This window comes from Pseudomonas fragi (assembly GCF_025426255.1).
GTDB lineage: Bacteria > Pseudomonadota > Gammaproteobacteria > Pseudomonadales > Pseudomonadaceae > Aquipseudomonas > Aquipseudomonas kulmbachensis.
The window spans coordinates 5,209,266-5,235,826 of record NZ_CP104861.1 but is presented as its reverse complement, the minus strand read 5'-3'; the positions used below and the strand labels follow the sequence as shown (position 1 = coordinate 5,235,826).

The 26,561-nt window shown below is 58.0% G+C and carries 23 protein-coding genes; 13 read left to right on the top strand and 10 right to left on the bottom strand.

The window, feature by feature from the left end:
- Positions 1–76: 76 nt before the first annotated feature.
- The 3 genes from N7D90_RS24015 to N7D90_RS24005 all read left to right on the top strand — a co-directional run bounded on the left by N7D90_RS24015 (position 77) and on the right by N7D90_RS24005 (position 3,753).
- Positions 77–1,492 carry an acetyl-CoA carboxylase biotin carboxylase subunit gene (locus N7D90_RS24015; protein WP_019826929.1) on the top strand — a complete coding sequence of 472 codons (1,416 nt, stop codon included), beginning with the start codon at positions 77–79 and terminating at the stop codon, positions 1,490–1,492.
- Between the two features lie 11 nt (positions 1,493–1,503).
- On the top strand, positions 1,504–3,312 hold the full coding sequence (gene oadA, locus N7D90_RS24010; RefSeq protein WP_261740293.1) for a sodium-extruding oxaloacetate decarboxylase subunit alpha: 1,809 nt from the start codon (positions 1,504–1,506) through the stop codon (positions 3,310–3,312).
- A 165-nt stretch (positions 3,313–3,477) separates the two neighbouring features.
- Positions 3,478–3,753, top strand: a complete 276-nt coding sequence (locus tag N7D90_RS24005) for a helix-turn-helix domain-containing protein (protein ID WP_261740292.1) — start codon at positions 3,478–3,480, stop codon at positions 3,751–3,753.
- 55 nt (positions 3,754–3,808) lie between these two features.
- Here N7D90_RS24005 and N7D90_RS24000 read toward each other — a convergent pair whose 3' ends face one another.
- From N7D90_RS24000 to N7D90_RS23990, 3 genes are read right to left on the bottom strand one after another with little or no spacing between them, the layout of a single operon-like run.
- On the bottom strand, positions 3,809–4,489 hold the full coding sequence (locus N7D90_RS24000; protein ID WP_261740291.1) for a GNAT family N-acetyltransferase: 681 nt from the start codon (positions 4,487–4,489) through the stop codon (positions 3,809–3,811).
- Between the two features lie 14 nt (positions 4,490–4,503).
- Positions 4,504–4,953, bottom strand: a complete 450-nt coding sequence (locus N7D90_RS23995; protein WP_261740290.1) for a GNAT family N-acetyltransferase — start codon at positions 4,951–4,953, stop codon at positions 4,504–4,506.
- A gap of 6 nt (positions 4,954–4,959) precedes the next feature.
- The gene (locus N7D90_RS23990) at positions 4,960–5,589 is read right to left on the bottom strand and encodes an FMN-binding negative transcriptional regulator (RefSeq protein ID WP_261740289.1); all 630 of its coding nucleotides are present in this window, start codon (positions 5,587–5,589) and stop codon (positions 4,960–4,962) included.
- 89 nt (positions 5,590–5,678) lie between these two features.
- Here N7D90_RS23990 and N7D90_RS23985 point away from each other — a divergent pair, with 89 nt between their 5' ends.
- On the top strand, positions 5,679–7,226 hold the full coding sequence (locus N7D90_RS23985) for a PLP-dependent aminotransferase family protein (protein WP_261740288.1): 1,548 nt from the start codon (positions 5,679–5,681) through the stop codon (positions 7,224–7,226).
- Positions 7,227–7,337: 111 nt separating this feature from the next.
- Here N7D90_RS23985 and N7D90_RS23980 read toward each other — a convergent pair whose 3' ends face one another.
- The 5 genes from N7D90_RS23980 to aspA form a co-directional block, all read right to left on the bottom strand.
- Positions 7,338–8,375 (bottom strand): histone deacetylase family protein, encoded by a 1,038-nt coding sequence (locus tag N7D90_RS23980; RefSeq protein ID WP_261740287.1) that lies wholly within the window; start codon positions 8,373–8,375, stop codon positions 7,338–7,340.
- Positions 8,376–8,500: 125 nt separating this feature from the next.
- A complete protein-coding gene (locus N7D90_RS23975) occupies positions 8,501–9,493 on the bottom strand; it encodes an AraC family transcriptional regulator (protein ID WP_261740286.1) in 993 nt (330 codons plus the stop codon).
- Positions 9,494–9,659: 166 nt separating this feature from the next.
- Entirely contained in the window at positions 9,660–10,664 is a 1,005-nt protein-coding gene (locus tag N7D90_RS23970; RefSeq protein WP_261740285.1) for an asparaginase, read from the bottom strand.
- A 57-nt stretch (positions 10,665–10,721) separates the two neighbouring features.
- Positions 10,722–12,143: an alanine/glycine:cation symporter family protein gene (locus N7D90_RS23965; protein WP_261740284.1), complete on the bottom strand. Its 1,422-nt coding sequence runs from the start codon at positions 12,141–12,143 to the stop codon at positions 10,722–10,724.
- Between the two features lie 543 nt (positions 12,144–12,686).
- Positions 12,687–14,111 carry an aspartate ammonia-lyase gene (gene aspA, locus N7D90_RS23960; protein WP_261740283.1) on the bottom strand — a complete coding sequence of 475 codons (1,425 nt, stop codon included), beginning with the start codon at positions 14,109–14,111 and terminating at the stop codon, positions 12,687–12,689.
- A gap of 180 nt (positions 14,112–14,291) precedes the next feature.
- Between aspA and N7D90_RS23955 the strand changes: the two genes are divergently transcribed.
- The 5 genes from N7D90_RS23955 to N7D90_RS23935 all read left to right on the top strand — a co-directional run bounded on the left by N7D90_RS23955 (position 14,292) and on the right by N7D90_RS23935 (position 18,001).
- Positions 14,292–15,209 (top strand): LysR substrate-binding domain-containing protein, encoded by a 918-nt coding sequence (locus tag N7D90_RS23955; protein WP_261740282.1) that lies wholly within the window; start codon positions 14,292–14,294, stop codon positions 15,207–15,209.
- A gap of 231 nt (positions 15,210–15,440) precedes the next feature.
- Complete coding sequence (gene purE / locus N7D90_RS23950) at positions 15,441–15,932, top strand: 5-(carboxyamino)imidazole ribonucleotide mutase (protein ID WP_016782937.1); 492 nt, start codon at positions 15,441–15,443, stop codon at positions 15,930–15,932.
- Positions 15,933–15,943: 11 nt separating this feature from the next.
- Positions 15,944–17,029 carry a 5-(carboxyamino)imidazole ribonucleotide synthase gene (locus tag N7D90_RS23945; RefSeq protein ID WP_261740281.1) on the top strand — a complete coding sequence of 362 codons (1,086 nt, stop codon included), beginning with the start codon at positions 15,944–15,946 and terminating at the stop codon, positions 17,027–17,029.
- Positions 17,030–17,134: 105 nt separating this feature from the next.
- Positions 17,135–17,383, top strand: coding sequence for a GlsB/YeaQ/YmgE family stress response membrane protein (locus tag N7D90_RS23940; RefSeq protein ID WP_261740280.1), 249 nt, complete (start codon positions 17,135–17,137; stop codon positions 17,381–17,383).
- Positions 17,384–17,464: 81 nt separating this feature from the next.
- Positions 17,465–18,001, top strand: coding sequence for a DUF3299 domain-containing protein (locus N7D90_RS23935; RefSeq protein ID WP_261740279.1), 537 nt, complete (start codon positions 17,465–17,467; stop codon positions 17,999–18,001).
- Between the two features lie 118 nt (positions 18,002–18,119).
- Here the strand turns inward: N7D90_RS23935 and N7D90_RS23930 are convergent, their stop codons facing one another.
- Both N7D90_RS23930 and N7D90_RS23925 read right to left on the bottom strand, forming a co-directional pair.
- Entirely contained in the window at positions 18,120–19,019 is a 900-nt protein-coding gene (locus N7D90_RS23930) for a D-hexose-6-phosphate mutarotase (protein ID WP_261740278.1), read from the bottom strand.
- Positions 19,020–19,050: 31 nt separating this feature from the next.
- Positions 19,051–19,452: an acyl-CoA thioesterase gene (locus tag N7D90_RS23925; protein ID WP_003438129.1), complete on the bottom strand. Its 402-nt coding sequence runs from the start codon at positions 19,450–19,452 to the stop codon at positions 19,051–19,053.
- A 375-nt stretch (positions 19,453–19,827) separates the two neighbouring features.
- Between N7D90_RS23925 and N7D90_RS23920 the strand changes: the two genes are divergently transcribed.
- From N7D90_RS23920 to pstA, 4 genes are all read left to right on the top strand, one after another.
- Positions 19,828–21,117: an MFS transporter gene (locus tag N7D90_RS23920; RefSeq protein WP_261740277.1), complete on the top strand. Its 1,290-nt coding sequence runs from the start codon at positions 19,828–19,830 to the stop codon at positions 21,115–21,117.
- A 164-nt stretch (positions 21,118–21,281) separates the two neighbouring features.
- Entirely contained in the window at positions 21,282–22,268 is a 987-nt protein-coding gene (locus N7D90_RS23915; RefSeq protein WP_016782943.1) for a phosphate ABC transporter substrate-binding protein PstS, read from the top strand.
- 218 nt (positions 22,269–22,486) lie between these two features.
- On the top strand, positions 22,487–24,772 hold the full coding sequence (locus N7D90_RS23910; RefSeq protein WP_261740276.1) for an ABC transporter permease subunit: 2,286 nt from the start codon (positions 22,487–22,489) through the stop codon (positions 24,770–24,772).
- Positions 24,773–24,787: 15 nt separating this feature from the next.
- Positions 24,788–26,458, top strand: a complete 1,671-nt coding sequence (pstA, locus tag N7D90_RS23905; RefSeq protein WP_261740275.1) for a phosphate ABC transporter permease PstA — start codon at positions 24,788–24,790, stop codon at positions 26,456–26,458.
- Positions 26,459–26,561 lie beyond the last annotated feature (103 nt).

The window sequence follows — 26,561 nt, the reverse complement described above, 5'->3', positions numbered from 1 at the left end:
CGGTTCAGACACATTTGGACACGTGCCGACCTGGTCTAGCAGGTCGTTTGTTCCATAGGCTTTAGGGAAAATCCAAGTGATAAAAAAGATCCTGATCGCCAACCGCGGAGAAATTGCCGTCCGCATCGTGCGTGCCTGCGCCGAGATGGGTATTCGTTCTGTGGCGGTCTACTCCGAAGCGGATCGCCATGCGTTGCACGTCAAGCGCGCTGATGAAGCCCACAGCATTGGCGAAGACCCGCTGGCCGGTTACTTGAACCCGCGCAAGCTGGTGAACCTGGCTGTTGAAACCGGTTGTGATGCTCTGCATCCCGGTTACGGCTTTCTGTCAGAAAACGCCGAACTGGCTGATATCTGCGCCGAGCGTGGAATCAAGTTCATCGGTCCGTCCGCTGAAGTCATCCGCCGTATGGGCGACAAGACCGAAGCGCGTCGCAGCATGATCAAGGCCGGTGTGCCGGTCACGCCGGGTACTGAAGGCAACGTTGCCGATATCCATGAAGCGTTGCTCGAAGGTGAGCGCATTGGCTATCCGGTCATGCTCAAAGCCACCTCGGGTGGTGGCGGTCGCGGGATTCGTCGCTGCAACAGCCGTGAAGAACTGGAACAAGCCTTCCCTCGAGTAATCTCTGAAGCGACCAAAGCCTTTGGCTCGGCAGAAGTGTTCCTCGAAAAATGCATCGTTAACCCCAAGCACATCGAAGCGCAGATCCTCGGTGACAGCTTTGGTAACGTGGTGCACCTGTTTGAACGCGACTGCTCGATCCAGCGTCGCAACCAGAAGCTTATCGAAATCGCCCCAAGCCCTCAGTTGACCCCGGAACAGCGTGCCTATATCGGCGACCTGTCTGTGCGCGCAGCCAAGGCCGTGGGTTACGAGAACGCCGGTACTGTGGAGTTCCTGCTCGCCGAGGGCGAGGTGTACTTCATGGAGATGAACACCCGGGTGCAGGTGGAACACACCATCACCGAAGAAATCACCGGCATCGATATTGTTCGTGAACAAATTCGCATCGCCTCCGGCCTGCCATTGTCGATCAAGCAAGAAGACATTCAGCACCGTGGCTTTGCCCTGCAATTTCGGATCAACGCTGAAGACCCGAAAAACAACTTCCTGCCCAGCTTCGGCAAGATCACCCGTTACTACGCGCCCGGCGGTCCAGGCGTGCGTACCGACACGGCGATCTACACCGGCTACACCATCCCACCGTATTACGACTCCATGTGTCTGAAACTGGTGGTGTGGGCCCTGACCTGGGAAGAAGCGATGGACCGTGGTTTGCGCGCCCTCGACGACATGCGTCTGCAAGGGGTCAAAACCACCGCCGCGTATTACCAGGAAATCCTGCGTAACCCGGAATTCCGTAGCGGCCAGTTCAATACCAGCTTCGTAGAAAGCCATCCAGAACTGACCAACTACTCGATCAAGCGCAAACCCGAAGAGCTGGCCCTGGCCATCGCTGCTGCCATCGCCGCCCACGCAGGCCTGTGAGGAATATTTCAATGTCCAAGAAGATCTTTGTAACCGACACCATCCTGCGTGACGCCCACCAGTCGCTGCTGGCCACCCGCATGCGCACTGAAGACATGCTGCCGATCTGCGACAAGCTCGACAAAGTCGGCTACTGGTCGCTGGAAGTCTGGGGCGGCGCTACCTTTGACGCCTGCGTGCGCTTCCTTAAAGAAGACCCGTGGGAGCGTCTGCGCCAACTGCGTGCGGCCTTGCCTAACACTCGTCTGCAAATGCTGCTGCGCGGCCAGAACCTGCTGGGCTATCGCCATTACAGCGACGACGTGGTCAAAGCCTTCGTCGCCAAGGCGGCGGTTAACGGTATCGACGTGTTCCGCATCTTCGATGCCATGAACGATGTGCGTAACCTGCGCGTAGCCATCGAGGCGGTCAAAGCTGCCGGCAAGCACGCTCAGGGCACCATCGCCTACACCACCAGCCCGGTGCATACCACTGAAGCGTTTGTGGCTCAGGCCAAGCAAATGGAAGCCATGGGCTGCGACTCGGTGGCCATCAAGGACATGGCAGGCCTGCTGACCCCGTACGCCACTGGCGAACTGGTCAAGGCGCTGAAGGCGCAAATCAGCCTGCCGATCTTTATTCACTCGCATGACACCGCGGGCTTGGCTGCCATGTGCCAGCTCAAGGCGATCGAAAACGGCGCGGAGCATATCGATACCGCGATCTCCAGCTTCGCGTGGGGCACCAGCCACCCGGGCACCGAGTCGATGGTAGCGGCCCTTAAAGGCAGCGAGTACGACACCGGTCTTGACCTGTCGCTGCTGCAGGAAATTGGCATGTACTTCTACGCAGTGCGTAAGAAGTACCACCAGTTTGAAAGCGAATTCACCGCCGTCGACACCCGCGTTCAAGTCAACCAGGTGCCGGGCGGGATGATCTCCAACCTCGCCAATCAGCTCAAAGAGCAGGGCGCCCTGAACCGCATGAGTGAAGTGCTGGCCGAAATCCCGCGTGTACGTGAAGACCTCGGTTATCCGCCGCTGGTGACCCCGACCTCGCAAATTGTCGGCACCCAGGCGTTCTTCAACGTGTTGGCTGGCGAGCGCTACAAAACCATCACCAACGAAGTGAAGCTGTATCTGCAAGGCGGCTATGGCAAGGCGCCGGGCGTGGTCAACGAGCAACTGCGCCGTCAGGCTATCGGTAACGAAGAACTGATCGACGTACGCCCTGCAGACCTGCTCAAGCCAGAAATGGTCAAGCTGCGTGCTGAGATAGGTGCCTTGGCCAAGTCGGAAGAAGACGTACTGACCTTCGCCATGTTCCCGGACATCGGTCGTAAATTCCTTGAAGAGCGTGCAGCAGGCACCTTGAGCCCGGAAGTGTTGTTGCCGATTCCTGAAGCAGGCGGCGTTACCAAGGCTAGCGGTGAAGGCGTACCGACTGAGTTCGTGATCGACGTGCATGGTGAAAGCTATCGCGTTGACATCACCGGTGTAGGCGTCAAGGCAGAAGGCAAGCGTCACTTCTACCTGTCCATCGACGGCATGCCGGAAGAAGTGGTGTTCGAACCGCTCAACGAATTCGTCGGCGGCTCCGCCAGCAAGCGCAAGCAAGCCAGTGAGCCGGGCCACGTCAGCACTGCCATGCCGGGCAACATCGTTGATGTACTGGTTGCTGTTGGCGATGTCGTCAAGGCTGGGCAATCGGTGCTGATCACCGAAGCAATGAAAATGGAGACCGAAGTACAGGCCTCCATCGCAGGCAAAGTTGTCACCATTCACGTAATCAAGGGCGACCGCGTTAACCCGGGCGAAATTCTGATCGAAATCGAAGCCTGATACCGCCTTTGATGTAAACGCTTTAAACCTCGGGGGAGCATGTGCTCCCCTTTTTTTTGCCTGCATTTTGATGCAGATACTGTGGTCTGCTTGGCGCTTAATATGCATTTAAATGCAGTTTGTCAGAGGGAATTATATTGCAGGTGAAAGCATGTGGGGCTTGAAATGACCCTGACCATTGATACGCGTCAGCTGATAATCGAAAGCATTGAGGCTGATCTGGCTCAAGGCAAGATCACGTTAGGTGGAGCCGTTAAGCGATTTAGGATAGATGTTACTCAGCTGCAGCAAACCCAATTCGCCCGCATGTGCAAAATATCGGTCCGCACCTTGATTCAAATCGAGCACGGCGAAGGTAATCCCACGCTTAAATCCCTGAATGCAGTTTTCAACCCCTTTGGTCTGCAAATGGGTGTGGTTCGCTTGTCGCGAAATTTTTGACCCCCTTCTGACACAAAAACGCCCAGCAGTCCTTGCTGGGCGTATTGATCAAATTTTATACAGCTGATGCTCTGCATTCTTCCAGGGACTTTATTTGGCCGCTTTTTGGCTGGTTATCCAGTGCCAGCCATTTTTCAAAGCCTGCAGCTATAGCGGGCCATTCCGTACTGATAATACTGTACCACGTGGTATCACGATTTTTGCCTTTGACCACCATATGTTGGCGAAAAACGCCTTCGTATGTGTACCCTAATCGTACTGCAGTACGTTTTGATCTTGCATTGTCGTTGTTGCACTTCCACTCCAGGCGTCGGTTACCCAGTGCGAAGGCTTCCTTGGCCAGCAGGTAGACCGCCTCGGTACTTTTCGGCGAACGCTGCATCGGGGCACCGAAGGTGACGTGGCCGATCTCGATGCGGCCATGTTCCGGAACGATGCACATCAGGCTGATCAAGCCTTGTGCCGCACCGCTCGGCTGGTCGATAACGGTATAAAAGTGCGGATCGCGGCTGGCGGCATGGTTTTGCAACCAGGCATCAAATGCCGGACGCTCGTTGAAAGGTCCGTAAGGCAAGTAGTCCCAGAGCTTGGGGTCGCTGCCCGGCCCTTGTAAGGCTAACCATAGTTCATCGCCATGACGTGTCGGGTCGAGCTTTTCCAGACGAATGAAATGCCCTTCGAGGGTGCGGGTATCTGGTGTTTTGGCCGCCAGCCATTGATCTAGAGAGTCGGGCATTGCGCGTTCCTTATTTATGACAAGGTTTTGCGAAACTGAATAAAACCAGGGCGCTCGGCAATGCGCTCATACAACTGGATCGCCGTGGCGTTGGTTTCCTGAGTCATCCAATAGACTTTGGCACAGTCTTTATCACGAGCGACGGCATATACGTGTTCAATCAGTTGGCGGCCAACGCCCTTGCCGCGCACTTCGGGGCTGACAAACAGGTCTTGAAGGTAGCAGGCGTTTTTGATGCTCCAGTTGGTGCGGTGATAAACACACTGGACCATGCCCACGGCTTTATCGCCTTGCCAGGCAAGAGCCAGTGACGTTGGTTCCGCGGGATCAAGAAAGCGCGTCCAGCTGGACTGGGTGATTTCGTCGGACAGCTCGGTTTTGTAAAAGCGCAAATACGCTTGCCAAAGAGGTAGCCACTGCTCGCGATCGGCGGCGGTGGCGGGTTTGATCTGGATTTGAGTCATTTTCAGCTATTCCTTAACCATTAAATGAGCGAGTGCGTGGTCTTGCGGGTTACTGCTGGCCAAAAGTCCTTGGCGTACGCCTGTCTGGTCGGCGGCATCGCGGTTCTGGCTGAGTTTGCGTTTACCGTTCAAGCGGGTGATGGGCAGGCGAAAACCCACAATTGCCTTGAGCATGCTGTCGATATAGTCGCCAGGCGCGTCGCTGACCGCCCAAGGTTTTGGGCGATTGGCTTCGTGTTTGTTGCTCAGGCGGCTGACCAGCGCCAGCAGGCGCTCGGCATCATCGAAGACTTGCGCGTTGCCATAAGCGTGCACGGCGAGGTAGTTCCAGGTGGGCACCGCTTTGCCGTGTTCGGCCTTGCTGGGGTAGAAGGACGGGCTGATATAGGCCTGCTCACCCGCAAAAATCACCAACGCCTCGGCGCCTTCAGCCAGGTCGTTCCAATGCGGGTTAGCGCGGGCAAGGTGCCCGTATAGCGTGCCGTACGCGCCTTCGTCCGGGTTCAGGAGCAAGGGCACATGGCTGGCGATCAAGCCTTGGCTGCCATGGGTGACCAGTACGGGCAGGGCCGTGGCCTGCATCTGCTGATGCAGGATTTGAATGTCGTTTTCTGCGAAGGCACGGGGTACGTACATAGAAATTATCCTTGGCGAATGGCGACATCCTAGGCAGGCTATTGGTTTGTTGTAAGAGCCATTAATGGTCATTTTAATAGGTCCAATCCATGACGGATTCAGAGCTGTCCATCGCCTTCAACCCAGCCGGAATTGAGCTTGATCCGAAAAAAGGCCTAAGCCGCCAGCTGTATCAGGCATTGCGACTGCGTGTGCTGGATGGTCGCTTGAGTGGGGGGGCGCGCTTGCCAGCCAGTCGTGACCTGGCCGCAGCTCTGGGTATTTCGCGTAATAGCGTGGTGCGGGCTTATGACCAGTTGTATGCCGAAGGTTTTATTGAGGGGAGAGTTGGGGATGGTACTTATGTCGCCAAATTACCTGAAAAAGCCCTGCCGCTAAAAAAGTTGTCCACCAACTTATCCACAGGGTTTTCAACAGGCTTATCCCCAGGGTTATCCACAAAACAGGCAGAAATACCTGTAATTACATCCAGTAAAGTTATCCACAGCACTGCTCTGAGCAGGGTTGCAAAGCACGCACTTGACCTACCTCCAAGCGGAGTTCCTCGCGCTTTTCGAGTGGGGGTTCCGGCTTTTGACTTATTCCCTTTCGAGGTATGGAGCAAGCTGCAGGCGGCTTTTTGGCGTAAGCCGGACTTGCAGCAACTGTGTTACGGCGACCCGGCCGGAGATGAGCGCTTGCGTGGATTAATTGCTGCGTATTTGCGCACCTCGCGGGGTTTGTCGTGCACGGCTGAGCAAATTTTGATCACCAGTGGCGCGCAGCAGGGAATTAGCCTTTGTGCACAGCTGCTGGTAGAGCCGGGAGAGGGGGTGGCTGTGGAAAACCCCGGCTACCGCGCAGCCGCCTATGCGTTTGCGATTGCCGGAGCGCAGGTACAGGGTGTGGCGGTGGATCAGGACGGTATGGATTGCTCGGCATTGGCCCGCCTGAGCAACTGTCGGCTGGCCTATGTGACGCCTTCTCATCAGTATCCGACCGGTGTCACCCTGAGCCTGGCCCGCCGCCTTGAGCTGCTCGCCTGGGCCGAGCGCACGCAAGGCTGGATTGTCGAAGACGACTACGATGGCGAATACCGCTACAGCGGTGCGCCACTGGCCCCACTGGCGGCATTGGACCGTAACGGGCGGGTGATTTATGTCGGCACCTTCGGCAAGGTGGCCTTTCCGGCGCTGCGTCTGGGTTATCTGGTATTACCCATAGGGTTGACCGAGCCATTTGCCCGCCGCCGTTCTCTGGATATGCGCCATTCGGAAGTCAGCACCCAGGCGGTGATGGCCGAGTTTATGGTAGCGGGGCATTTTCAGCGGCATATCCGCCGGATGCGTCGCGCAGCCCTGAGCCGTCGCGATGTATTACTGGCCAACTGGCCGCAGGGTTTGGCGGGGGTTGGGCCTGTACCGGGTATTGCCGCAGGGTTGCATGTGGCGGTGCCGGTGACGAGTTTGGCCCGCGAGCAGGAGTTGTTGGAGCAAGCCAAGTCGGTGGGCGTGGAGATTAACGGGTTAAGCAGTTATTGGTTGCAGGACTCGAGCGAGCCTGTGGATAACCGTGCAGGCCTGGTGTTGGGTTTTGCGGCGGTGCCGCAAGCGGATATCAAGGCGGCATTGGAGCGTCTGGGCACAGTTTGGAAATAATCTTCATTTATGCGGGATCTGTGGGAGCGGGCTTGCTCGCGATGCGGGCACTGCGGTTTGTCAGGTAGACCACAGTTTTGCAATCGCGAGCAGGCCTGCTCCCAGCGTGAATTACGCGCAGCTAATGCCTTCAAAGCCCTCCAGCACATTCACCGCATTCACGCCGATTTCTTCTACCGCATAACCACCTTCCATCACAAACAGCGTCGGTTTGCCCAGGCGAGCGATGCGCTCGCCCATGCGCAGGTAGTCCGGACTGTCGAGTTTGAACTGGGAAATTGGATCGTTCTTGAACGTATCCACACCCAGTGAAACCACGATGATGTCAGCGTCGTAACCTTCGATTTCAGCGCAAGCCAATTCCAGAGCTGCGCTCCAGCGGTCCCAGGCCGAGCCTGCGGCCAGTGGGTAGTTGAAGTTGAAACCTTCGCCCGGCCCTTCACCCAGCTCGTCTTCGTAGCCCAGAAAGAACGGAAACTCGGCTTCAGGGTGACCGTGGATCGAGGTGAACAATACGTCGCTGCGCTTATAGAAAATCGACTGTGTGCCATTGCCGTGGTGGTAGTCCACGTCGAGGATCGCCACCTTGCTGCGGCCTTGATCGAGGAACGCCTGCGCTGCAATGGCCGCATTGTTCAGGTAGCAGTAACCGCCCATCAAGTCACTGGCGGCATGATGGCCCGGCGGGCGGCAAAGTGCGAAAGCGCTGTGGGCGCCGTTTTGAATTTCGGCCTGGGCGGTCAGGGCTACTTGCGCTGCGCTGTAGGCCGCTTGCCAGGTGCCGGCGGTAATGGGCGCGCCGCCGTCGAAACTGTAGTAACCAAGCTGGCCGTGCAGGCTGGTGGGCAGAACGGCGCGCAGGGTGCGGGCTGGCCAGGTGTAGGGCAGCAAGTCGCCGTCGCGGCCATGTTCGGTCCAGCGGTCCCAGGCGCCGTGGAAAAAGTCCAGATACGCCGCGCTGTGGACGCGCTCGATTGGCCCGCGGCCGAAGTCTTGCGGGGCGTGAACCGGGCCTAGTTCGCGGGTTTGAACGCGTTGCAGAATATGGTCGGCGCGTGAGGGCATTTCGAAACAGGGCATCAACTGCCCGTCCATTAGCTCACAGCGGCCATGATGCAGGTGATGATCGTCCGAGTAGATCGTCAGCATTTTCTTGTTCTCCCAAGGCTTGAGCGGTGGCCTACAGTTTTGCTGCGCTGGGTGTTTGAGAGAACGGCAGGAGCGGCCAAAAGGAGATAGTTATGGCCAATACAATTGACCGAAATTCGCCTCTTTTAAGCGCGGAACTGGCTGGGGGCGACCCCGCTCCAGCGTACAAAGGCATGACGAAAGCTCGCGGTTTCACTGAAGCCCAGGGTTTCGGCAATCCGGTAAATGGGCCATTCGGTTTCGTTGAGCAACAACTTGGCCCGCTCAAAACGCAGGTCATCGAGCAATGTCTGGTAGCTGCAACCTACATCGTGTAAATGGCGACGCAGGGTGCGCGGTGAACAGTTCATTTGTTCGGCCAGGCCCTCAAGCCCTGGGGCCGCGTGCAGTTGTGCGGCAAGTAGCTGGCGAATGCGTTCCAGCCAGGTTTGGCGCCCGGTGAATTCCAGATTCTGTTTGCGGCAACGCTCGGCCATCGCCTGATGGGTGACGGCATCGGCCAGTGGCAAGGGCTGGTCGAGCCAACTGGTCGCGAAGGCGAAAGCATTGCTGTCGGCCCCGAACAGGCGCGGGCAATCGAAGCTTTGCGCGTAGCTGGCGTGATAATCCGGTGCGCTATGGCCAAAACGTGCTCCCAATAGCGGCAGTGGCAGGCCAAGCAGGTCTTCGCAAATGACCTTGAGCGAGACCAGGCATAGCTCGGCATTGAACACCGCCAATTGGGGGCCTTCGCCGTAGCCATTGGCGCAGAACCACACTTGATCCCCTTCGACCTCAAGACTCAGTTCGAAAAGTGTTCCCAGCAACGCCGGGTAGCGCAAGGCCAGGCGCAATGCGTCACCTAAGGTGGCACTAGTGAGTAGGGCGTAACCGAGCATGCCGTAGGACGACACATGCATGCGCCGTCCCAGCTCCAGGCCGATCTCGGGACGCAAGGCCACGGCGTTGGCGCACACGCGCATTTCTTGATTGGTGGTGATGCGAGTGTCTGCACGGCTCAAGTCCGCCGCCCGTATGCCGCTGCCCGCCAACAGCGCTTCGCTGGGCAAGCCTTCGGCATTGAAGGTGCTGAGCACCAGCGAAACGGCGTTGAGCGTTGTGAGATGAGAGTGGAGCATGCTCACTTCCTGTGTGAAGGTTCAGGAAGTGAGCAAGTTATGTGCCGCAGAATATTCTGTGAACCTGTAGCCGCTGCCGCAGGCTGCGATAAGGGCCGCAGGACCTTCACTCAAAGCGGGCCTACCGCGCAGTCCATCGCAGCCTGCGGCAGCAGCTACAAGTCGGTCAGACCAACTCCCCGCACACGTCCAGTTCGATCAGGCGCCGTACCTCGGCCAGTGGCAAGTCTGCACCGAGCAAGGCATGCAGTTTGCCGAACACCGCTTCGCGGGTCATGCCGCCGCCCGACAGTACGCCAACTCCACGCAAGCGACTGCCTGCTTCGTACACATCCAGCTCCACGCCGCCTTCATGGCATTGGGTAATGGCCACGACGACAATGCCGTTTTCCTGCGCCCGTTGCAGGCTGGCGAGAAAATCCGGGTTATCACTGGGGCCGGTCCCGCTGCCGAAGCATTCGAGCACCAGTGCTTCGATTCCGCTGTTGAGCAGGGCATCGAGCTGGGCGGCGCCAATCCCCGGCACCAGCGGCAATACACCGACGCTGGCTTGGTGTTTTGGATGGTTGTACGCCAGTTCACTCGGCAGTGAGGTGGCCTTGGCCGCGCCACCATTGCGCGTCAGCGTTACAAACGGGTTACGCCCAAAGCTGCGGACTTTGGCGCAATGTGTCGGTGCCATCAGCTTGCCGTGGAAGTACAGCTGAACGCCGTGAGGCTGACCTTGGCCAAGCGCCTGCAAGGCACCGCTGACGTTTTCCCAGGCATCACTGTCGGGCACGCCTGCCGGTAGCATGGAGCCGGTGAACAGCACTGGCGCCGGCAAGCCCAGCAATTGAAAGCACATTGCGGCCGCGCTGTAGGCCAGTGTGTCAGTGCCATGCAGGACCAGGACTGAATCGCAGCCATCCTGCTCGACAGCGTCGATGATCGCGCTGCGCAGGCGCAGCCAGTAGGCGGGCGTCATGTTGGCACTGTCGATCAGCGGGCTCATCTCGCGAAAGCACCATTGCGGCACTTGCAACTGCGGCTGGCTGGCGAGGTGTTCGCTCATGCGCGCTTCAAAACCCGATGCTGGCGCCAGGCCGCTGGCGCTGGCCTGCATACCGATGGTGCCGCCGGTGTAGAGCACCATGACGCGTTGGGCAGTGTGATGAGTGGCTGCGGTCATTGTTGAGTCCCCATAAGCAAAAACGCGGCGGTTCTGGTCAGAACCGCCGCGTGAGTGTCAGCGTTTTGTTTCTTCGACCTTGGCGGCCGGTTTTGGCGGCCAGGCCTTCAGATCTAGATCCAGATCCGGAAATTTACTGGAATCGAACACCGGTGTCTTGATCCCTGCGCGGCGCTGGTCATCGTAGTCCTTGAGCACGCGCATGCAGATCTTGAACAGCATCGCCAGGGCAACAAGGTTAACGAAGGCCAGCATGGTCATGGCGATGTCGGCGAAGGCGAAGACGGTTTGCAGGTTTTCGATCGAACCCCAAAAAATCAATACCAGCACCAGCGCGCGGTAGCCAATCAGCGCCTTGCGGTTTTCACCGACCAGGAAGCGCAGATTGTTCTCGCCCAGGTAGTAGTTGTAGAGCATCGAGGTGAACACGAACAACGCCAGGGCTACGCTGATAAACACACGGCCCCATTCGCCAACTACGGCCGCCAGGGAGTTCTGGGTCAGGGCAATGCCGTCGCCTTCAAAGCCCGGGGTGTAGAAGCCCGACAGCAGGATCAGCAAGGCGGTGCAGGTACAGATCACGAACGTGTCGAGGAAGACGCTGAACGCCTGAACCACGCCTTGAGCGATAGGGTGTTCCACATCGGCCACAGCGGCCACGTTCGGGGCGCTGCCCAGACCGGCTTCGTTGGCGAATACGCCACGTTTGACGCCCATCACGATTGCGCTGCCGATCAAGCCGCCAAACACCGGGTCGAGGCCGAAGGCGCTCTTGACGATATGGCCCAGCATGGCTGGTACGTGATCGAATTGCAGCACGATCACATACAGGGTGACCGCGATGTAGGCCAGGGTCTTGACGGGTACCAGCAGGTCAGCCACCGAAGCAATACGTTTGATACCACCGACAAATACCAGACCCAGCAGGATGGCAATGGCCAGGCCTGAGTAGCTGACCTCGAAACCAAAGGCATCTTGCAGTGAGTGGGTTACGGCGTGGGCTTGCAGGCCCATAAAGGCAAAGCCGAAGGTGATCAGCAACAACACGGCCATTAGCTGGCCCATCCACAGTTTGCCCAGACCGTGCTTCATATAGAAGGACGGACCGCCACGGAGTTGGCCTTCAGCGTCGCGACGCTTGTACAGCTGGCCCAGGGAGCATTCGATCAGGCTGCTGGACATGCCGACCAGCGCGGTCACCCACATCCAGAACACGGCACCGGGGCCGCCCAGGGTTACTGCGATGCCGACGCCGGCAATGTTACCCGCACCTACACGGCCCGCGAGGCTGAGCATCAGTGCCTGGAACGAACTCAGTTGCCCGGCGCTGCTGCGCAAGCTGTCTTTGAAAACCGCAAACATGTGCAGGAAGTAACGGAACTGAACGAAACGCGAGCGGATCGTGAAGTAGCCACCGAGCCCAACCATGAGCACGATTAGTACTTTCCCTGAGAGGAAGTCATTGATGACTTCAAGCATGGATTATTCCTCGCTGTTTTTATCTGATGGCAACACGGGCGGATCGAAATATCGCGTTACACCCGCTTGAGACGGGCATAAACGTAGGCGATCAAGGCGACCCTGGCCATGTTGATGCTTGGTTTACGATGCTGTTTCCGTGCTGACGATGGCCGCAGGGGCTGGGGCCAAGCGCAGGAAGAGGGCGGGCACTATACCTATGAGTATTAGAGGCGTCTGCATAAGTGATTGATTTTTCATGTACGTGTCGGTTTTAAGAGCAAGTCGTTCGTAGCAGCTGCCGAAGGAACGAGGCTGTGTTCGGCGGCGAAGCCGTCGTAAATCAGGCAGCTTGGTGTGTCAGATATATTGAGTGCTCAGGTTTCGCGACGACTACGTCGCCGAACGCAGCCTCGTTCCTTCGGCAGCTGCTACGCAATATAGAAACTCGCGAAGGCCTCGAATCGCGGGCAAAAAAAAGGGCCTGCAGACGTGTCTGTAGGCCCTCAAAAGGTGAGAGGTGTCTAGTCCCTCGACCTGGTGAGCGTTAAGCGTGTTACAGCATCAGGCCTTAAGAGGCACCAGACGCGGGGCAATCATGTTTTCCGGGCGCAGGATGTCGTCGAGCATGGCGTCGTCGAGCAAGCCTTCTTCGCGCACCAGTTCCAGCACGCCGCGGCCGCTTTCAAGGGCGATACGGGCGATGCGGGTGGCGTTTTCATAGCCGATGTACGGGTTCAGTGCGGTTACCAGACCAATCGAGTGCTCGACCAGTTCGCGGCAGCGCGCTTCGTTAGCAGTGATGCCGACGATGCAGTGTTCGCGCAACATGTCCATGGCGCGTTGCAGCAGGCGGATCGAGTCGAAGATCTTGAATGCGATCAGCGGCTCCATCACGTTCAGTTGCAACTGGCCGCCTTCGGCAGCGATGGTCAGGGCCAGGTCGTTACCGATGATCTGGAATGCCACCTGGTTAACGGCTTCCGGGATAACCGGGTTGACCTTGCCTGGCATGATCGAGCTGCCCGGCTGACGCGCTGGCAGGTTGATTTCGTTGATGCCGGTGCGTGGGCCGCTGGACAGCAGGCGCAAGTCGTTGCAGATCTTCGACAGTTTGACCGCGGTACGCTTGAGCATGCCGGAGAACAGGACGAAGGCGCCCATGTCGGAGGTGGCTTCGATCAAGTCGGCAGCCGGTACCAGCGGGTGACCGCTGATGGTTGCCAGACGGTTTACAGCCAGCATCTGGTAACGCGGGTCAGCGTTGATGCCAGTACCGATGGCGGTGCCGCCCAGGTTTACTTCGGTCAGCAGCTCTGGCGCCAGTGTTTTCAGGCGGGCCAGATCTTCACTCAAGGTGGTGGCGAACGCACGGAACTCTTGACCCAGGGTCATAGGCACGGCGTCTTGCAGCTGGGTACGGCCCATTTTCAGGACGTGGCTGAACTCGACGCCTTTGGCCGCGAACGACTGGATCAGGCTGTCGAGGCTGGCCAGCAGCGCGTCGTGACCCAACAACAAGCCCAGGCGGATGGCCGTCGGGTAGGCGTCGTTGGTCGACTGCGCCATGTTCACGTCGTTGTTAGGGTGCAGGTACTGGTATTCGCCTTTCTGGTGGCCCATGGCCTCCAGCGCGATGTTGGCGATCACTTCGTTGGCATTCATGTTGGTTGAAGTGCCAGCGCCGCCCTGAATCATGTCCACCACGAACTCTTCGTGGAAATCGCCGCGGATCAGACGGGCACAAGCTTCGCTGATGGCAGCGTGCTTGGCGTCGTTCAGATGACCCAGCTCGCGGTTGGCATCAGCAGCGGCTTGTTTCACCATTGCCAGGCCCACAACCAGCTTCGGGTAGTGCGAGATCGGAACGCCCGAGAGACGGAAGTTATTCACCGCTCGCAGGGTCTGGATGCCGTAATACGCTTGAGCTGGTACTTCGAGTACGCCAAGCAGGTCTTTTTCGGTACGGAAAGATGCAGCGGAGGACATGATAGAAATCATCTCGATAAGAACCCGGTCTGGGCCGGAACGCTTAGAATCCTAGGCTTGCGGACTATTTTGGGCCAATGCCTTTAAACACTATCCTATGCAGAAACGGCATAATGACGACGTGACGCGACAAGCGCGTCGAGCGTGTGACCCAATTTGGTGCGCGTCCGGGAGGACTCGATGAATCTCGAAAGTAAATGGTTAGAGGACTTCAGTGCCCTGGCTGCTACGCGCAGTTTTTCCCAGGCGGCAGAGCGTCGCTTTGTCACTCAGCCAGCCTTTAGCCGACGTATTCGCAGCCTTGAAGCGGCGCTTGGGCTGACCTTGGTGAATCGTTCCCGCACCCCGGTGGAGTTGACTGCGGCCGGTCAGCTGTTTTTGGTTACGGCGCGCACCGTGGTTGAACAGTTGGGCGAAGTGTTGCGCCATCTGCATCACCTCGAAGGCGGGCAGGGCGAGGTCATGCAAGTGGCTGCTGCACACTCCTTGGCCTTGGGTTTTTTCCCGCGCTGGATCGCCCAATTGCGTAATGAAGGGCTGAATATTGCGACACGTCTGGTTGCGACTAACGTCGGAGACGCGGTGCATGCCTTGCGTGAAGGCGGATGCGATTTGATGCTGGCTTTTTACGATCCAGACGCTGCTTTGCAGATGGATCCGGAAATTTTTCCGTCCTTGCACCTGGGCAATACTGAAATGCTCCCGGTGTGCGCCGCCGATGCTGACGGCAAGCCGTTGTTTGATCTTGAGGGCGAAGGCAGTGTGCCGCTGTTGGCCTACAGCGCTGGCGCTTTTTTGGGTCGCTCGGTGAATTTGCTGCTGCGTCAGCGCAGCCTGCGCTTTACCACTATTTATGAGACGGCGATGGCCGACAGCCTTAAAAGCATGGCGCTAGAGGGGCTGGGCATCGCCTGGGTGCCGCACTTGAGCGTGCGCGCCGAGCTGGCGCGGGGTGAACTGGTGGTGTGTGGAGGGCCGCAATGGCACGTACCGCTGGAGATTCGCCTGTACCGTTGCGCGCTGGTACGCAAGGCTAACGTGCGGTTGTTGTGGCGCAAGCTGGAGAATCCAACCGGTCAGGCGCCAACGCCGACCTGAGCCGATTTTATCGCCTGACCTAAGAGTCAATAAAACCGGGCGTCCGGGCTGTTTTTGTCGTGCAAGACAGATGGTCGCCAAAGGTGCTTTCAAGGCACATCTTTGGGGTATACTGCGCGGCCTTCGGCTGGCTTGACCGGCCTTAATTCCTATAACAAGCCACGTCGGATCCTCCACGTGGCTTGTTGTTTTTTGACGCGCCTGCGGGCGCCCAAGAGAAGAGGCGCGACGATGAGTGCACTGGTAGGCGTGATCATGGGCTCCAAGTCCGATTGGTCCACCCTCAGCCACACCGCCGATATGCTGGAAAAACTCGGCATTCCTTACGAAGTGAAAGTGGTCTCTGCCCACCGCACTCCGGATCTGCTGTTCCAGTATGCCGAAGAGGCCGAAGGCCGCGGGATCGAGGTCATCATCGCTGGTGCCGGTGGCGCAGCCCACTTGCCAGGCATGTGTGCGGCCAAAACCCATTTGCCAGTACTGGGTGTTCCGGTGCAGTCGGCCATGCTGTCGGGTGTCGACTCGCTGCTGTCGATCGTGCAGATGCCAGCGGGCATTCCGGTTGCAACCCTGGCCATCGGCAAAGCGGGCGCGATCAACGCGGCTTTGTTGTCGGCGAGCATCCTGGGTGCCAAGCACCCGCAGTTCCACACCGTTTTGAAAGCATTCCGTGCTGAACAGACTGACAGCGTGCTGGACAATCCAGACCCGCGCGTAGCCTGAGGTTTCTGACGATGAAAATCGGTGTAATCGGTGGCGGCCAACTGGGCCGCATGCTGGCCTTGGCGGGTACTCCGCTGGGGATGAACTTTGCTTTCCTTGATCCGGCACCTGATGCCTGCGCTGGCGCATTGGGCGAACACCTGCGTGCGGATTACAGCGATCCGGATCATCTGCGCCAGTTGGCTGATGAAGTCGACCTGGTGACATTCGAGTTCGAAAGCGTTCCGGCTGAAACCGTGGCTTTCCTGTCGCAATTCGTCCCGGTGTACCCGAGTGCCGAAGCGCTGCGCATTGCTCGCGACCGCTGGTTCGAAAAGAGCATGTTCAAGGATCTGGGGATTCCGACCCCGGCGTTTGCCGACATCCAGTCCCAGGCTGATCTGGACGCGGCGGTGGCCAGCATTGGCCTGCCTGCCGTGCTCAAGACCCGCACTCTGGGTTATGACGGCAAGGGCCAGAAAGTGCTGCGTACGCCTGCTGACGTAGTGGGTACGTTTGCCGAGCTGGGCAGTGTGTCGTGCTTGCTGGAAGGTTTTGTACCGTTTACCGGCGAAGTGTCGCTGATCGCCGTGCGCGGTCGTGATGGTGAAACACAGTTCTACCCGTTGGTACACAACACTCACGACAGTGGCATTCTCAAGTTGTCGATTGCCAGCACCGATCACCCGCTGCAAGCCTTGGCTGAAGACTACTCCAGCCGTGTGCTCACGCAGCTGGATTATGTTGGCGTGATGGCGTTCGAGTTCTTTGAAGTCGACGGTGGCCTTAAGGCCAACGAAATTGCCCCGCGTGTGCATAACTCCGGGCATTGGACCACTGAAGGCGCCGAGTGCAGCCAGTTTGAAAACCACTTGCGGGCCATCGCTGGCTTGCCGCTGGGTTCGACGGCCAAGGTCGGTGAAAGCGCCATGCTCAACTTCATCGGCAGCGTGCCGCCAGTTGAGAAGGTGATTGCGATTGCCGACTGCCATTTGCACCACTACGGCAAGGCTTTCAAGATCGGCCGTAAAGTCGGTCACGCCAACCTGCGCTGTGCAGATATGGCGACGCTCAAAGCGCAAATCCTCAAGGTTGAAGCGTTAATCGACGAAGCGTAAATCGCTTTCGCCGGGAACCATTGGGTTGTCGCTACTCTCTGATGGCGTGATGCCAAAGTGCTGACTAGGCTTTGGCTTACGCCATCTAATCGAGAGGAAGCGTCCATGGGCATCATCGGAACCATTTTTATCGGCTTGATCGTTGGTCTGCTGGCTCGTTTCCTGAAACCGGGTGACGACAGCATGGGCTGGATCATGACCATCCTGCTGGGTATCGGCGGTTCGCTGGCGGCTACCTACGGTGGCCAGGCGCTGGGTATCTACAAGGCGGGTGAGGGTGCCGGCTTTATCGGTGCGGTGGTTGGTGCTGTGATCTTGCTGGTGATCTACGGCATTGTGTCGAAAAAGTCCTGATTAAACGCCTTGGCTCTCTCTGCGCCAGCCGCAGAGAGCGCTAAACTGCGTGCGTTTAACTCCTCTTTTATCGAGCCTTGCATGCGCCGTTTTCTACTGACATTCCTTTTGCTTGGCGCAGGCCTGGCACACGCGGCAGAACTGCCCGAAACCGACTGGCTTGAACTGATGCCTATGTCGGACCAAAAAGCCCTCGAACAAATGCCTGAAATTGACCATGACTCGCCCGAGGCTAACGGTACGTTTACCGACAAGGGCGGTTTGAAGCAGAGCAAGGGTTTGCCGGCTGTGATGTATTCCAGCAAAACCGTGGCGGGCATGAACGGTAAAAATATCCGTCTGGGCGGTTACCCCGTGCCATTGGAAACGGACGCCAAGGGCCGCAGCACGCTGTTTTTCCTGGTGCCGTACCCGGGGGCCTGCATCCATGTGCCGCCTCCGCCGCCCAATCAGCTGGTGCTGGTGCGCTATCCAAAAGGCCTGAAGCTGGACGACATCTACACCCCGTTATGGGTGATGGGCACGCTGAAGGTTGAGAAGGTCAGCAATGACCTGGCCGATGCGGCCTATGCGCTGGATGCGAGCAAGGTGCGGGTGGTGGTTGAGGCAGATTTGTAGGGATTGGAACACAGCCTGTAGCCGCTGCCGCAGGCTGCGATAAGGTCCAAAGGCGCTTCAAACAGCAGGGCCGCTGCGCAGCCCATCGCAGCCTGCGGCAGCGGCAACAGGTTGCGTATCAGACCTTTAGCCGTTTACTCGCAATACTCACGCCCATTGAATGGCTGGCGCCCGGTTGCAGGGTGATCACGTCATTCATCACGTTGGCGGTTTCGATGCACAACATGCGTTGCCAGCCGTCTGCAGCCATGTCGCTGAAGCTGGCGGTCTTGTCGATCCACGGGTTCCAGATCACCGCTGTACGCGAGCCGTGGCTGGTCAGCTCAAGGGTACGCGACCAGTCCGGATCTACGATGCTCAGTTGTTGCGGGGTATCGAGGTAGATACGGTCGGTTTCGCCACTAAAGGTCAAATCGCCCGTCTGCTTGATATGTTCCCAGTCTTTGAGCGTGTCGATGTAGGTCAGGCCCTCTACGCCTTGAACCTGAACCTTGCGCACGTCGCTGACCGCGAAGTAGCTGTGCAGCGCCTGGCTGATGCTGGCCGGGATGTCGCTGCGGTTATGGCTGGTGAGGCTGATATGCAGTTGGGTGTCGAGGCGAATGCTCAGGGTTAGCGCCACATCGTGGGGCCAGCCGGGCAGGCCGCCGTCGATGTGAGGCAGGCCCAGTTCAATATGCAGGGCTTCGCCCGCGTCATCGATTTCCAGCACTTCCCATTCGCGGGTGCGGACCAGACCGTGGGCGGTGGCAGGCTCGTCGCTGTGGCGCATGGCCTGCACGCTTTGCGGGTTCAACGCCAAATTACCGAACCATGGCCAGCACACCGGCACGCCAGTACGGATACCCTTGCCTTGCTTGTACTGGGCTTTTTCGTTGAGCCAGATAATGGGTGGCTCATCGCCTAGCTGGTAGCTGAGGACTTGCGCACCCTGCTTGGCGACCAGCAGTTGGGCCTGACCATGCTGGAAGTGCCAGCACTCCAGTTCATCCAGGGTGACTGACTCTATATGGTGCATGGCAGGCTCTCTATTTCAGTGCTGTGGAAGGTTAACGGCGGGGCGGAACGGAACGGGTGCGGCCGCTGCCATCAATGGCAACAAATACAAAGACGGCTTCAGTCACCTTGCGCCATTCGCTGGACAACGGGTCGTCACTCCACACTTCAACCATCATCTGGATAGAGCTGCGGCCGATCTCAAGTGCCTGGGTGTAGAACGACAATTGCGCACCCACTGCCACAGGAACCAGAAACGCCATACGATCAATAGCGACTGTGGCTACACGGCCACCGGCAACCTTGCTGGCCATTGCGGTGCCAGCCAGGTCCATTTGTGAAACCAGCCAACCGCCAAAAATATCGCCGAAACCATTGGTCTCGCGAGGCAGCGCAGTGATTTGCAAGGCCAGGTCGCCTTGCGGGATTGGATCTTCTTGTTCGAGCTCTAACATGCCAAAGGGCCTCTGACCCGTGATTCTTCATAAGTACTGCGGGTGAATAAGCGTCTTTAGAAAAACGATTCAGCCCGAACATACTACGTTCGTCACGTTCTTCATAAGCCGCACCAAGGGGAAACTCTGCGAAATCGGCTGAAGCCATCCAGCGGGCGTTTTCGCACAGCAACCTGGAAGTTACCAAGTGTTTCTTACGGTTTGTGAGTATATCGGGCGATGACTCAGCCGACGACCTCCGGATTCCGCTTTTTGAGTGCTCTGCGCGTCTAGCTCTGTGCTTTTGCAAACAATTTGTTATCTTTCAAAACCTGCCCAGCCCCTGCCGGCGAAGTTGCAGCTTTTTGCCGAGCCTAATAAGAGAAGCAAGACCCCATGATCACAGAGCCTTCCAGTGCAGCGCCGCCTTCGCGGCCGTTAACCCGTAATGACTATAAAACCTTGTCGCTGTCTGCCCTGGGTGGTGCGCTGGAGTTTTACGATTTTATTATTTTTGTGTTTTTTGCCACGGTAGTCGGAAAGCTGTTTTTCCCGGCGGACATGCCCGAGTGGCTACGCCTGATGCAAACCTTCGGTATTTTTGCTGCGGGTTACCTGGCGCGCCCTCTGGGCGGCATCGTCATGGCGCACTTTGGCGACCTGCTGGGGCGCAAAAAGATGTTCACCCTGAGCATCTTTATGATGGCAGTGCCGACCTTGATCATGGGTCTGTTGCCAACGTATGCGCAGATTGGCATGTGGGCACCGATTCTGTTGCTGCTGATGCGCGTGATTCAGGGCGCGGCCATTGGTGGTGAGGTGCCGGGGGCTTGGGTGTTTGTGGCCGAGCACGTCCCGCCCCGGCATGTTGGCTATGCCTGCGGCACTCTGACGTGTGGTCTGACAGCGGGTATTTTGTTGGGTTCGTTGATGGCCACCGCCATCAATACGATCTACACACCGGCTGAAGTGTCTGATTTCGCATGGCGGATTCCTTTCCTGATGGGTGGTGTCTTTGGCTTGTTCTCGGTGTACCTGCGCCGGTGGCTGCACGAAACACCGGTGTTCGCCGAGTTGCAGTTGCGCAAGGCATTGGCAGCTGAAGTCCCGCTCAAGACCGTATTGCGTGATCATCGCGGCGCGATTGTGATCTCGATGTTGCTGACCTGGTTGCTGTCTGCCGGGATCATCGTAGTGATCCTGATGACGCCGACGGTGCTGCAAACCATCTACGGCTTCTCTGCCACCACCTCGTTGCAGGCCAACAGCCTGGCAATCGTATTTCTGAGCCTGGGTTGCATCGCCTCGGGTGCCCTGGCTGACCGCTTTGGTGCGGGCAAGGTATTTGTGTTGGGTTGCGCCGGGTTGCTGGTGTCGTCGTGGACGTTCTATCACAGCCTGCTGCAACACCCAGACTGGCTGTTCCCGCTATATGCCTTGAGCGGTTTGTTTGTAGGCACCATCGGCGCCGTACCTTATGTCATGGTCAAAGCTTTCCCGGCCGTGGTGCGCTTCAGCGGCCTGTCGTTTTCCTACAACCTGGCCTACGCCATCTTTGGCGGCCTGACCCCAATGGCCGTGACCTTGTTGCTTAAGGAAAGCCCGATGGGCCCGGCCTACTACGTGGCTATCATTTGCACGATGGGCTTGGTGGTGGGTGCTTATCTATGGAAAAAGGGCCGCTGAACAAGCCCTGATCCGTCGTAATACCTCGTCAGTCTCCCAGAAGGCCATCATTTGTAACGAGTGATGGCCTTTCATCTAATTGTCACAATCGGTTCATAGAGTGGTCATATGGCCTGCAGATACTGGCCCCCGATTCATCTAACCCCGTTTGTTAGGAGTAAGGCATGAAACTGAAGCGTGTTATGGCGGCCCTGACTTTTGTCGCCGCAGGCGTTGCAACTGCCAATGCGGTTGCCGCTGGTGTTGACCCGGCTATTCAGCCCTACGTGAAGACCACTGGTGTGTCGGGTAACCTGTCCAGCGTTGGTTCTGACACCCTGGCGAACTTGATGACATTGTGGGCCGAGGCTTACAAAAAAGAATATCCAAACGTAAACATCCAGATTCAAGCTGCCGGTTCTTCGACCGCGCCGCCTGCGATTACTGAAGGCACCGCTAACCTGGGCCCGATGAGCCGCAAGATGAAAGACAACGAACTGGCTGCTTTCGAGCAGAAGTACGGCTACAAGCCAACCGCTATCCCGGTGGCAGTGGATGCCTTGGCCGTGTTCGTGCACAAGGACAACCCGATCAAGCACCTGACCATGGAACAGGTCGACGCGATTTTCTCCTCGACTCGTCTGTGTGGCGCCAAAGCTGACGTTAAAACCTGGGGCGACCTGGGTGTGACCGGCGACCTGGCCAACAAGCCAGTCCAACTCTTCGGTCGTAACTCGGTGTCCGGGACCTATGGCTACTTCAAGGAAGAAGCCCTGTGCAAAGGCGATTACAAGCCTAACGTGAACGAACAGCCAGGCTCGGCTTCGGTTGTGCAGTCGATCAGCAGCTCGCTGAACGGCGTGGGTTACTCGGGCATCGGTTACAAAACCGCCAGCGTGAAGACCGTGCCTTTGGCTAAAAAAGGCAGCACCGAGTTTATTGAGGACACCGAAGAAAACGCACTGAACGGCAAATACCCGCTGTCGCGTTTCCTCTACGTGTACGTGAACAAGGCGCCGAACAAGCCGCTGAACCCGCTGGAAGCCGAGTTCATCAAGTTGGTTCTGTCCAAGCAAGGCCAGGAAGTGGTTGTCAAAGACGGCTACATTCCTCTGCCAGCCAAAGTCGCTGCCAAAGCCTTGGCTGACCTGGGCTTGAAAGAAGGCGCATAAACTTTGTAGCCGCTGCCGCCTGGCTGCGATAAGGGCTGCAGGACCTTCAGAAACGAGGGTCGCTGCGCAACCCATCGCAGCCTTCGGCAGCGGCTGCAGGTTTAGCGTTGTTGCAGATACACCTAATTTCCATTCCGCTGCCGGCACCGTCGGGCGGCGGATTTTTTGCGTCACCGTTTTGTCATCTTTCTGTCATACAGGACCGCTAGGGTGTGCGCATGAATGATCTGGCCAATTCCTCAATGACTACGACATCCGCTCCCAAGCGCATTGATTTCAATACGCCTGAACTGCAACGCAAGCGCCGCATCCGCGCGTTTAAAGACCACCTGACCCGCTGGTATGTATTTATCGGCGGTCTTGCCGTGCTCGGCGCGATCACGCTGATTTTCTTCTTCCTGGGCTATGTGGTTTACCCTTTGTTCCAGGGCGCGGACCTGAATCCCAAGCAGGCGATTACGCCGGTCTGGATGCAGGACGCCGGCAAGCCGCTGATGCTTTCCATTGAGGAGCAGAATCAGGTCGGTATGCGCGTATCAGACAAGGGCATGGTGTTGTTCTTCAATGCGAAGAACGGTGACGAACTGTCGCGGGTCAACTTGCCGCTGCCAGCCGGTACGCATGTGACTGCATTGGGCGAGGACCAGCCAGGCAACCCGGTGGTGGTGCTGGGTCTGTCCAACGGTCAGGCGCTGGTGTTCCGTCATAGCTATAAAGTCAGTTACCCGGATGGCAAAAAGACCATTAGCCCGGCGATTGAATACCCGTATGGCGAAACGCCGATCGTGCTCGACCCTACAGGTGGCGCACTGGATCACGTGAACCTCAGCGTGAATGATTCGACGCTGGTAGTGGCGGGTACGACGGGCGCGCAACTGAACGTTGTGTCGCTGGCCCGCGAAGAAAACATGATGACCGAAGAGGTCACGAATACTGAAACCCGCATCGACCTGCCGCAGATGACCAATCAGGTCAAAGCGCTGTACATCGACCCGCGTCAGCAGTGGTTGTATGTGATCAATGATCGGGCCCAGGCCGATGTGTTCAGCCTGCGCGACAAGAGCCTCAACGGTCGCTATAAGCTGGCCGATGAGGCGACGACTGAAATCACTGCCAGTACGCAGTTGGTGGGGGGGATCTCGCTGATCTTTGGTGATTCCAAGGGCGGTCTGAGCCAGTGGTTCATGGCCCGTGATCCGGATGGCGAACAGCGCTTCAAGCATATCCGCAGCTTCCAGATGGGTACCTCGCCGATTGTTGAAATCACCGCTGAGCAACGTCGCAAGGGCTTCCTGGCCCTGGACGCTGCCGGTGATATCGGCGTGTTCCACAGCACCGCACACCGCACCCTGCTGGTCGAAAAAATTGCCGAAGGCCCTGGCATCATGGCGTTGTCGCCGCGTGCCAACCGCATCATTGTTGAAGAGGGCGGCAAGTTGCTGCCGCTGACCTTGAAGAACCCGCACCCGGAAGTGTCCTGGAGCGCGTTGTGGAGCAAGGTCTGGTACGAGAACTACGACGAACCTAAGTACGTCTGGCAATCGACGGCCGCCAACACCGACTTCGAACCCAAGATGAGCCTTGCGCCATTGACCTTCGGTACGTTGAAGGCTGCTTTCTACGCCATGTTGCTGGCTGCACCGCTGGCCGTTGCTGCTGCGATTTACACCGCTTACTTCATGGCGCCAAGCCTGCGCCGCAAGGTCAAGCCGGTGATCGAGCTGATGGAAGCGATGCCGACGGTGATCCTGGGTTTCTTCGCCGGTCTGTTTCTGGCGCCGTATGTGGAAGGGCACTTGCCGGGTATTTTCAGCCTGTTGATGTTGATGCCGGTCGGTATTCTGGTCGCGGGTTTTACCTGGAGCCGCCTGCCTGAGTCGATCCGGCTGCGCGTACCGGATGGCTGGGAGAGCATGATCCTGATTCCGGTGCTGCTGTTTGTAGGCTGGTTGTCGCTGTACATGAGCCCGTTCATGGAAGCCTGGTTTTTCGGCGGCGATATGCGGATGTGGATCTCCCACGATCTGGGCATCACCTACGATCAGCGCAACGCACTGGTAGTTGGCCTGGCGATGGGTTTTGCGGTTATTCCCAACATCTACTCGATTGCTGAAGACGCCGTGTTCAGCGTGCCCCGCGGCCTGACCCTGGGTTCGCTGGCGTTGGGTGCCACGCCGTGGCAAACCATGACCCGCGTGGTCATCCTGACTGCCAGCCCGGGGATCTTCTCGGCACTGATGATCGGTATGGGGCGTGCGGTCGGCGAGACGATGATTGTGTTGATGGCCACCGGTAACACCCCGGTCATGGAAATGAACCTGTTCGAAGGCCTGCGGACCTTGGCGGCGAACGTGGCGGTAGAAATGCCAGAGTCGGAAGTGGGCGGTAGCCATTACCGTGTGCTGTTCCTCTCGGCGCTGGTGCTGCTGCTGTTTACCTTCATCATGAACACTCTTGCCGAGCTGATTCGTCAGCGTCTGCGCAAGAAATATTCGTCGCTTTAAGGAAGGTAGAAGTCTGTGAAACAGAATTCCCTCAAAGGCTGGTTCAAGAGCGGCGCTCCTGGCGTCTGGATCAGCGGTGGTGCAGTGTCCATCGCCGTCATCATGACCATCGGCTTGCTGTCGGTGATTGCCGTTCGTGGCCTGGGTCACTTCTGGCCCGCTGACCTGATACATGCCGAGTACAACGTGCCGGGTGATGCCAATCACCTGGTGATCGGCGAAGTGGTGCAAAAGGAAGAGGTGCCCCGCGAGCGCCTGAAAAGCGCGGGCTTGCCAGTACCTGAACAAGGCCCTGAGTTCATGACTCGCGAGCTGATCAAGGTCGGCAACCGCGACTTGAACGGTAACGACTTTACCTGGGTGGTGGGCGAGTGGCTGACCAACCAGAGCATGCCGCCAGAGTTGATGGCCATCGAGCGTCGCGAGTGGGGCAACTTTTACGGTTACCTGGTTAACGTGAAAGAAAACGGCAAGGTGGTGGCAGAAGGTGCCGCTGCCTGGCCAGAGCTGCAAGCCCGGGTCAAGCGAGTGAATGATCTGGCATCGCAACTGAGCCAGCTTGAGAAGAAAGACATCGGTGCGATCAACCATGGGTTGGAACGCATCCGTCTGCATGGCCGCAAGCTGGAGCTGGAAGGCAAGCTGACCCCGCAGGCACAAGCCGACATGGAGTCTGAGCGCGCCGAGTTGAATGCACGTTACAAGGCTATTGAAGACCGCCTTGGCGATCTGCATGCGCAGTTCAATCGCGACAGTCTCACGGCCCGCGATGCCAATGGCAAAGAGCTGGAAATCGGCATCGGCAAAGTGGTCAAGGCCTACCAGCCGAACGCCATGAACAGCTGGCAAAAACTGGGCATGTATTTCAGCAACATCTGGGAGTTCCTGAGCCAGGATCCGCGCGAAGCCAACACCGAAGGCGGGATCTTCCCGGCGATTTTCGGCACCGTGATGATGACCCTGATCATGGCCATAATCGTGACCCCGTTCGGCGTACTGGCGGCGGTCTACCTGCGGGAATATGCCAAGCAAAACACCCTGACCCGGGTGATCCGTATCGCGGTAAACAACCTGGCGGGTGTGCCTGCGATTGTTTACGGCGTATTTGGTCTGGGCTTTTTTGTGTATGTGCTGGGTGGCTCGGTTGACCGCCTGTTCTTTGCCGAAGCATTGCCGGCGCCGACCTTTGGTACGCCGGGCCTGATGTGGGCCTCGCTGACCTTGGCGCTGCTGGCGGTTCCGGTCGTGATCGTGGCCACCGAAGAAGGGTTGGCGCGGATTCCGCGTACGGTTCGTGAAGGCTCGCTGGCGCTGGGTGCGACCAAATCGGAAACTCTGTGGAAGATCGTGCTGCCGATGGCCAGCCCGGCCATGATGACCGGCATGATCCTCGCCGTGGCCCGTGCTGCCGGTGAAGTGGCGCCGCTGATGCTGGTGGGTGTGGTCAAGCTGGCGCCGTCGCTGCCGCTGGATGGCAACTACCCGTACCTGCACCTTGACCAGAAGATCATGCACCTGGGCTTCCATATTTATGACGTGGGTTTCCAGAGCCCGAACGTCGAAGCTGCACGACCGCTGGTTTACGCCACGGCGCTGCTGCTGGTGCTGGTGATCGCGACCCTGAACCTGTCGGCAGTGTGGATTCGTAACCACCTGCGCGAGAAGTACAAGGCGCTGGAAAGCTAAAAGATAGCCACAAGCGGCAAGCTACAAGCGGCAAGTCAATGCCGCCTCCGCTTTTGCTCAAAACTTGCAGCTTGCAGCTAGAAGCTTGCAGCTACGAACGGAG

Bases quoted from the DNA above. Each gene is read 5' to 3' on its own strand.
- N7D90_RS23925 (WP_003438129.1), bottom strand. From the start codon at position 19,452: ATGTTAGAGCTCGAACAAGAAGATCCAATCCCGCAAGGCGACCTGGCC.
- N7D90_RS23965 (WP_261740284.1), bottom strand. From the start codon at position 12,143: ATGCTTGAAGTCATCAATGACTTCCTCTCAGGGAAAGTACTAATCGTG.
- N7D90_RS23970 (WP_261740285.1), bottom strand. From the start codon at position 10,664: ATGACCGCAGCCACTCATCACACTGCCCAACGCGTCATGGTGCTCTAC.
- N7D90_RS23930 (WP_261740278.1), bottom strand. From the start codon at position 19,019: ATGCACCATATAGAGTCAGTCACCCTGGATGAACTGGAGTGCTGGCAC.
- N7D90_RS23990 (WP_261740289.1), bottom strand. From the start codon at position 5,589: ATGTACGTACCCCGTGCCTTCGCAGAAAACGACATTCAAATCCTGCAT.
- N7D90_RS23910 (WP_261740276.1), top strand. From the start codon at position 22,487: ATGAATGATCTGGCCAATTCCTCAATGACTACGACATCCGCTCCCAAG.
- N7D90_RS23955 (WP_261740282.1), top strand. From the start codon at position 14,292: ATGAATCTCGAAAGTAAATGGTTAGAGGACTTCAGTGCCCTGGCTGCT.
- purE (WP_016782937.1), top strand. From the start codon at position 15,441: ATGAGTGCACTGGTAGGCGTGATCATGGGCTCCAAGTCCGATTGGTCC.
- N7D90_RS24000 (WP_261740291.1), bottom strand. From the start codon at position 4,489: ATGCCCGACTCTCTAGATCAATGGCTGGCGGCCAAAACACCAGATACC.
- N7D90_RS23935 (WP_261740279.1), top strand. From the start codon at position 17,465: ATGCGCCGTTTTCTACTGACATTCCTTTTGCTTGGCGCAGGCCTGGCA.
- N7D90_RS23995 (WP_261740290.1), bottom strand. From the start codon at position 4,953: ATGACTCAAATCCAGATCAAACCCGCCACCGCCGCCGATCGCGAGCAG.
- N7D90_RS23920 (WP_261740277.1), top strand. From the start codon at position 19,828: ATGATCACAGAGCCTTCCAGTGCAGCGCCGCCTTCGCGGCCGTTAACC.
- oadA (WP_261740293.1), top strand. From the start codon at position 1,504: ATGTCCAAGAAGATCTTTGTAACCGACACCATCCTGCGTGACGCCCAC.
- N7D90_RS23945 (WP_261740281.1), top strand. From the start codon at position 15,944: ATGAAAATCGGTGTAATCGGTGGCGGCCAACTGGGCCGCATGCTGGCC.
- N7D90_RS24005 (WP_261740292.1), top strand. From the start codon at position 3,478: ATGACCCTGACCATTGATACGCGTCAGCTGATAATCGAAAGCATTGAG.
- N7D90_RS23975 (WP_261740286.1), bottom strand. From the start codon at position 9,493: ATGCTCCACTCTCATCTCACAACGCTCAACGCCGTTTCGCTGGTGCTC.
- aspA (WP_261740283.1), bottom strand. From the start codon at position 14,111: ATGTCCTCCGCTGCATCTTTCCGTACCGAAAAAGACCTGCTTGGCGTA.
- N7D90_RS23915 (WP_016782943.1), top strand. From the start codon at position 21,282: ATGAAACTGAAGCGTGTTATGGCGGCCCTGACTTTTGTCGCCGCAGGC.
- N7D90_RS23980 (WP_261740287.1), bottom strand. From the start codon at position 8,375: ATGCTGACGATCTACTCGGACGATCATCACCTGCATCATGGCCGCTGT.
- N7D90_RS23940 (WP_261740280.1), top strand. From the start codon at position 17,135: ATGGGCATCATCGGAACCATTTTTATCGGCTTGATCGTTGGTCTGCTG.
- N7D90_RS23985 (WP_261740288.1), top strand. From the start codon at position 5,679: ATGACGGATTCAGAGCTGTCCATCGCCTTCAACCCAGCCGGAATTGAG.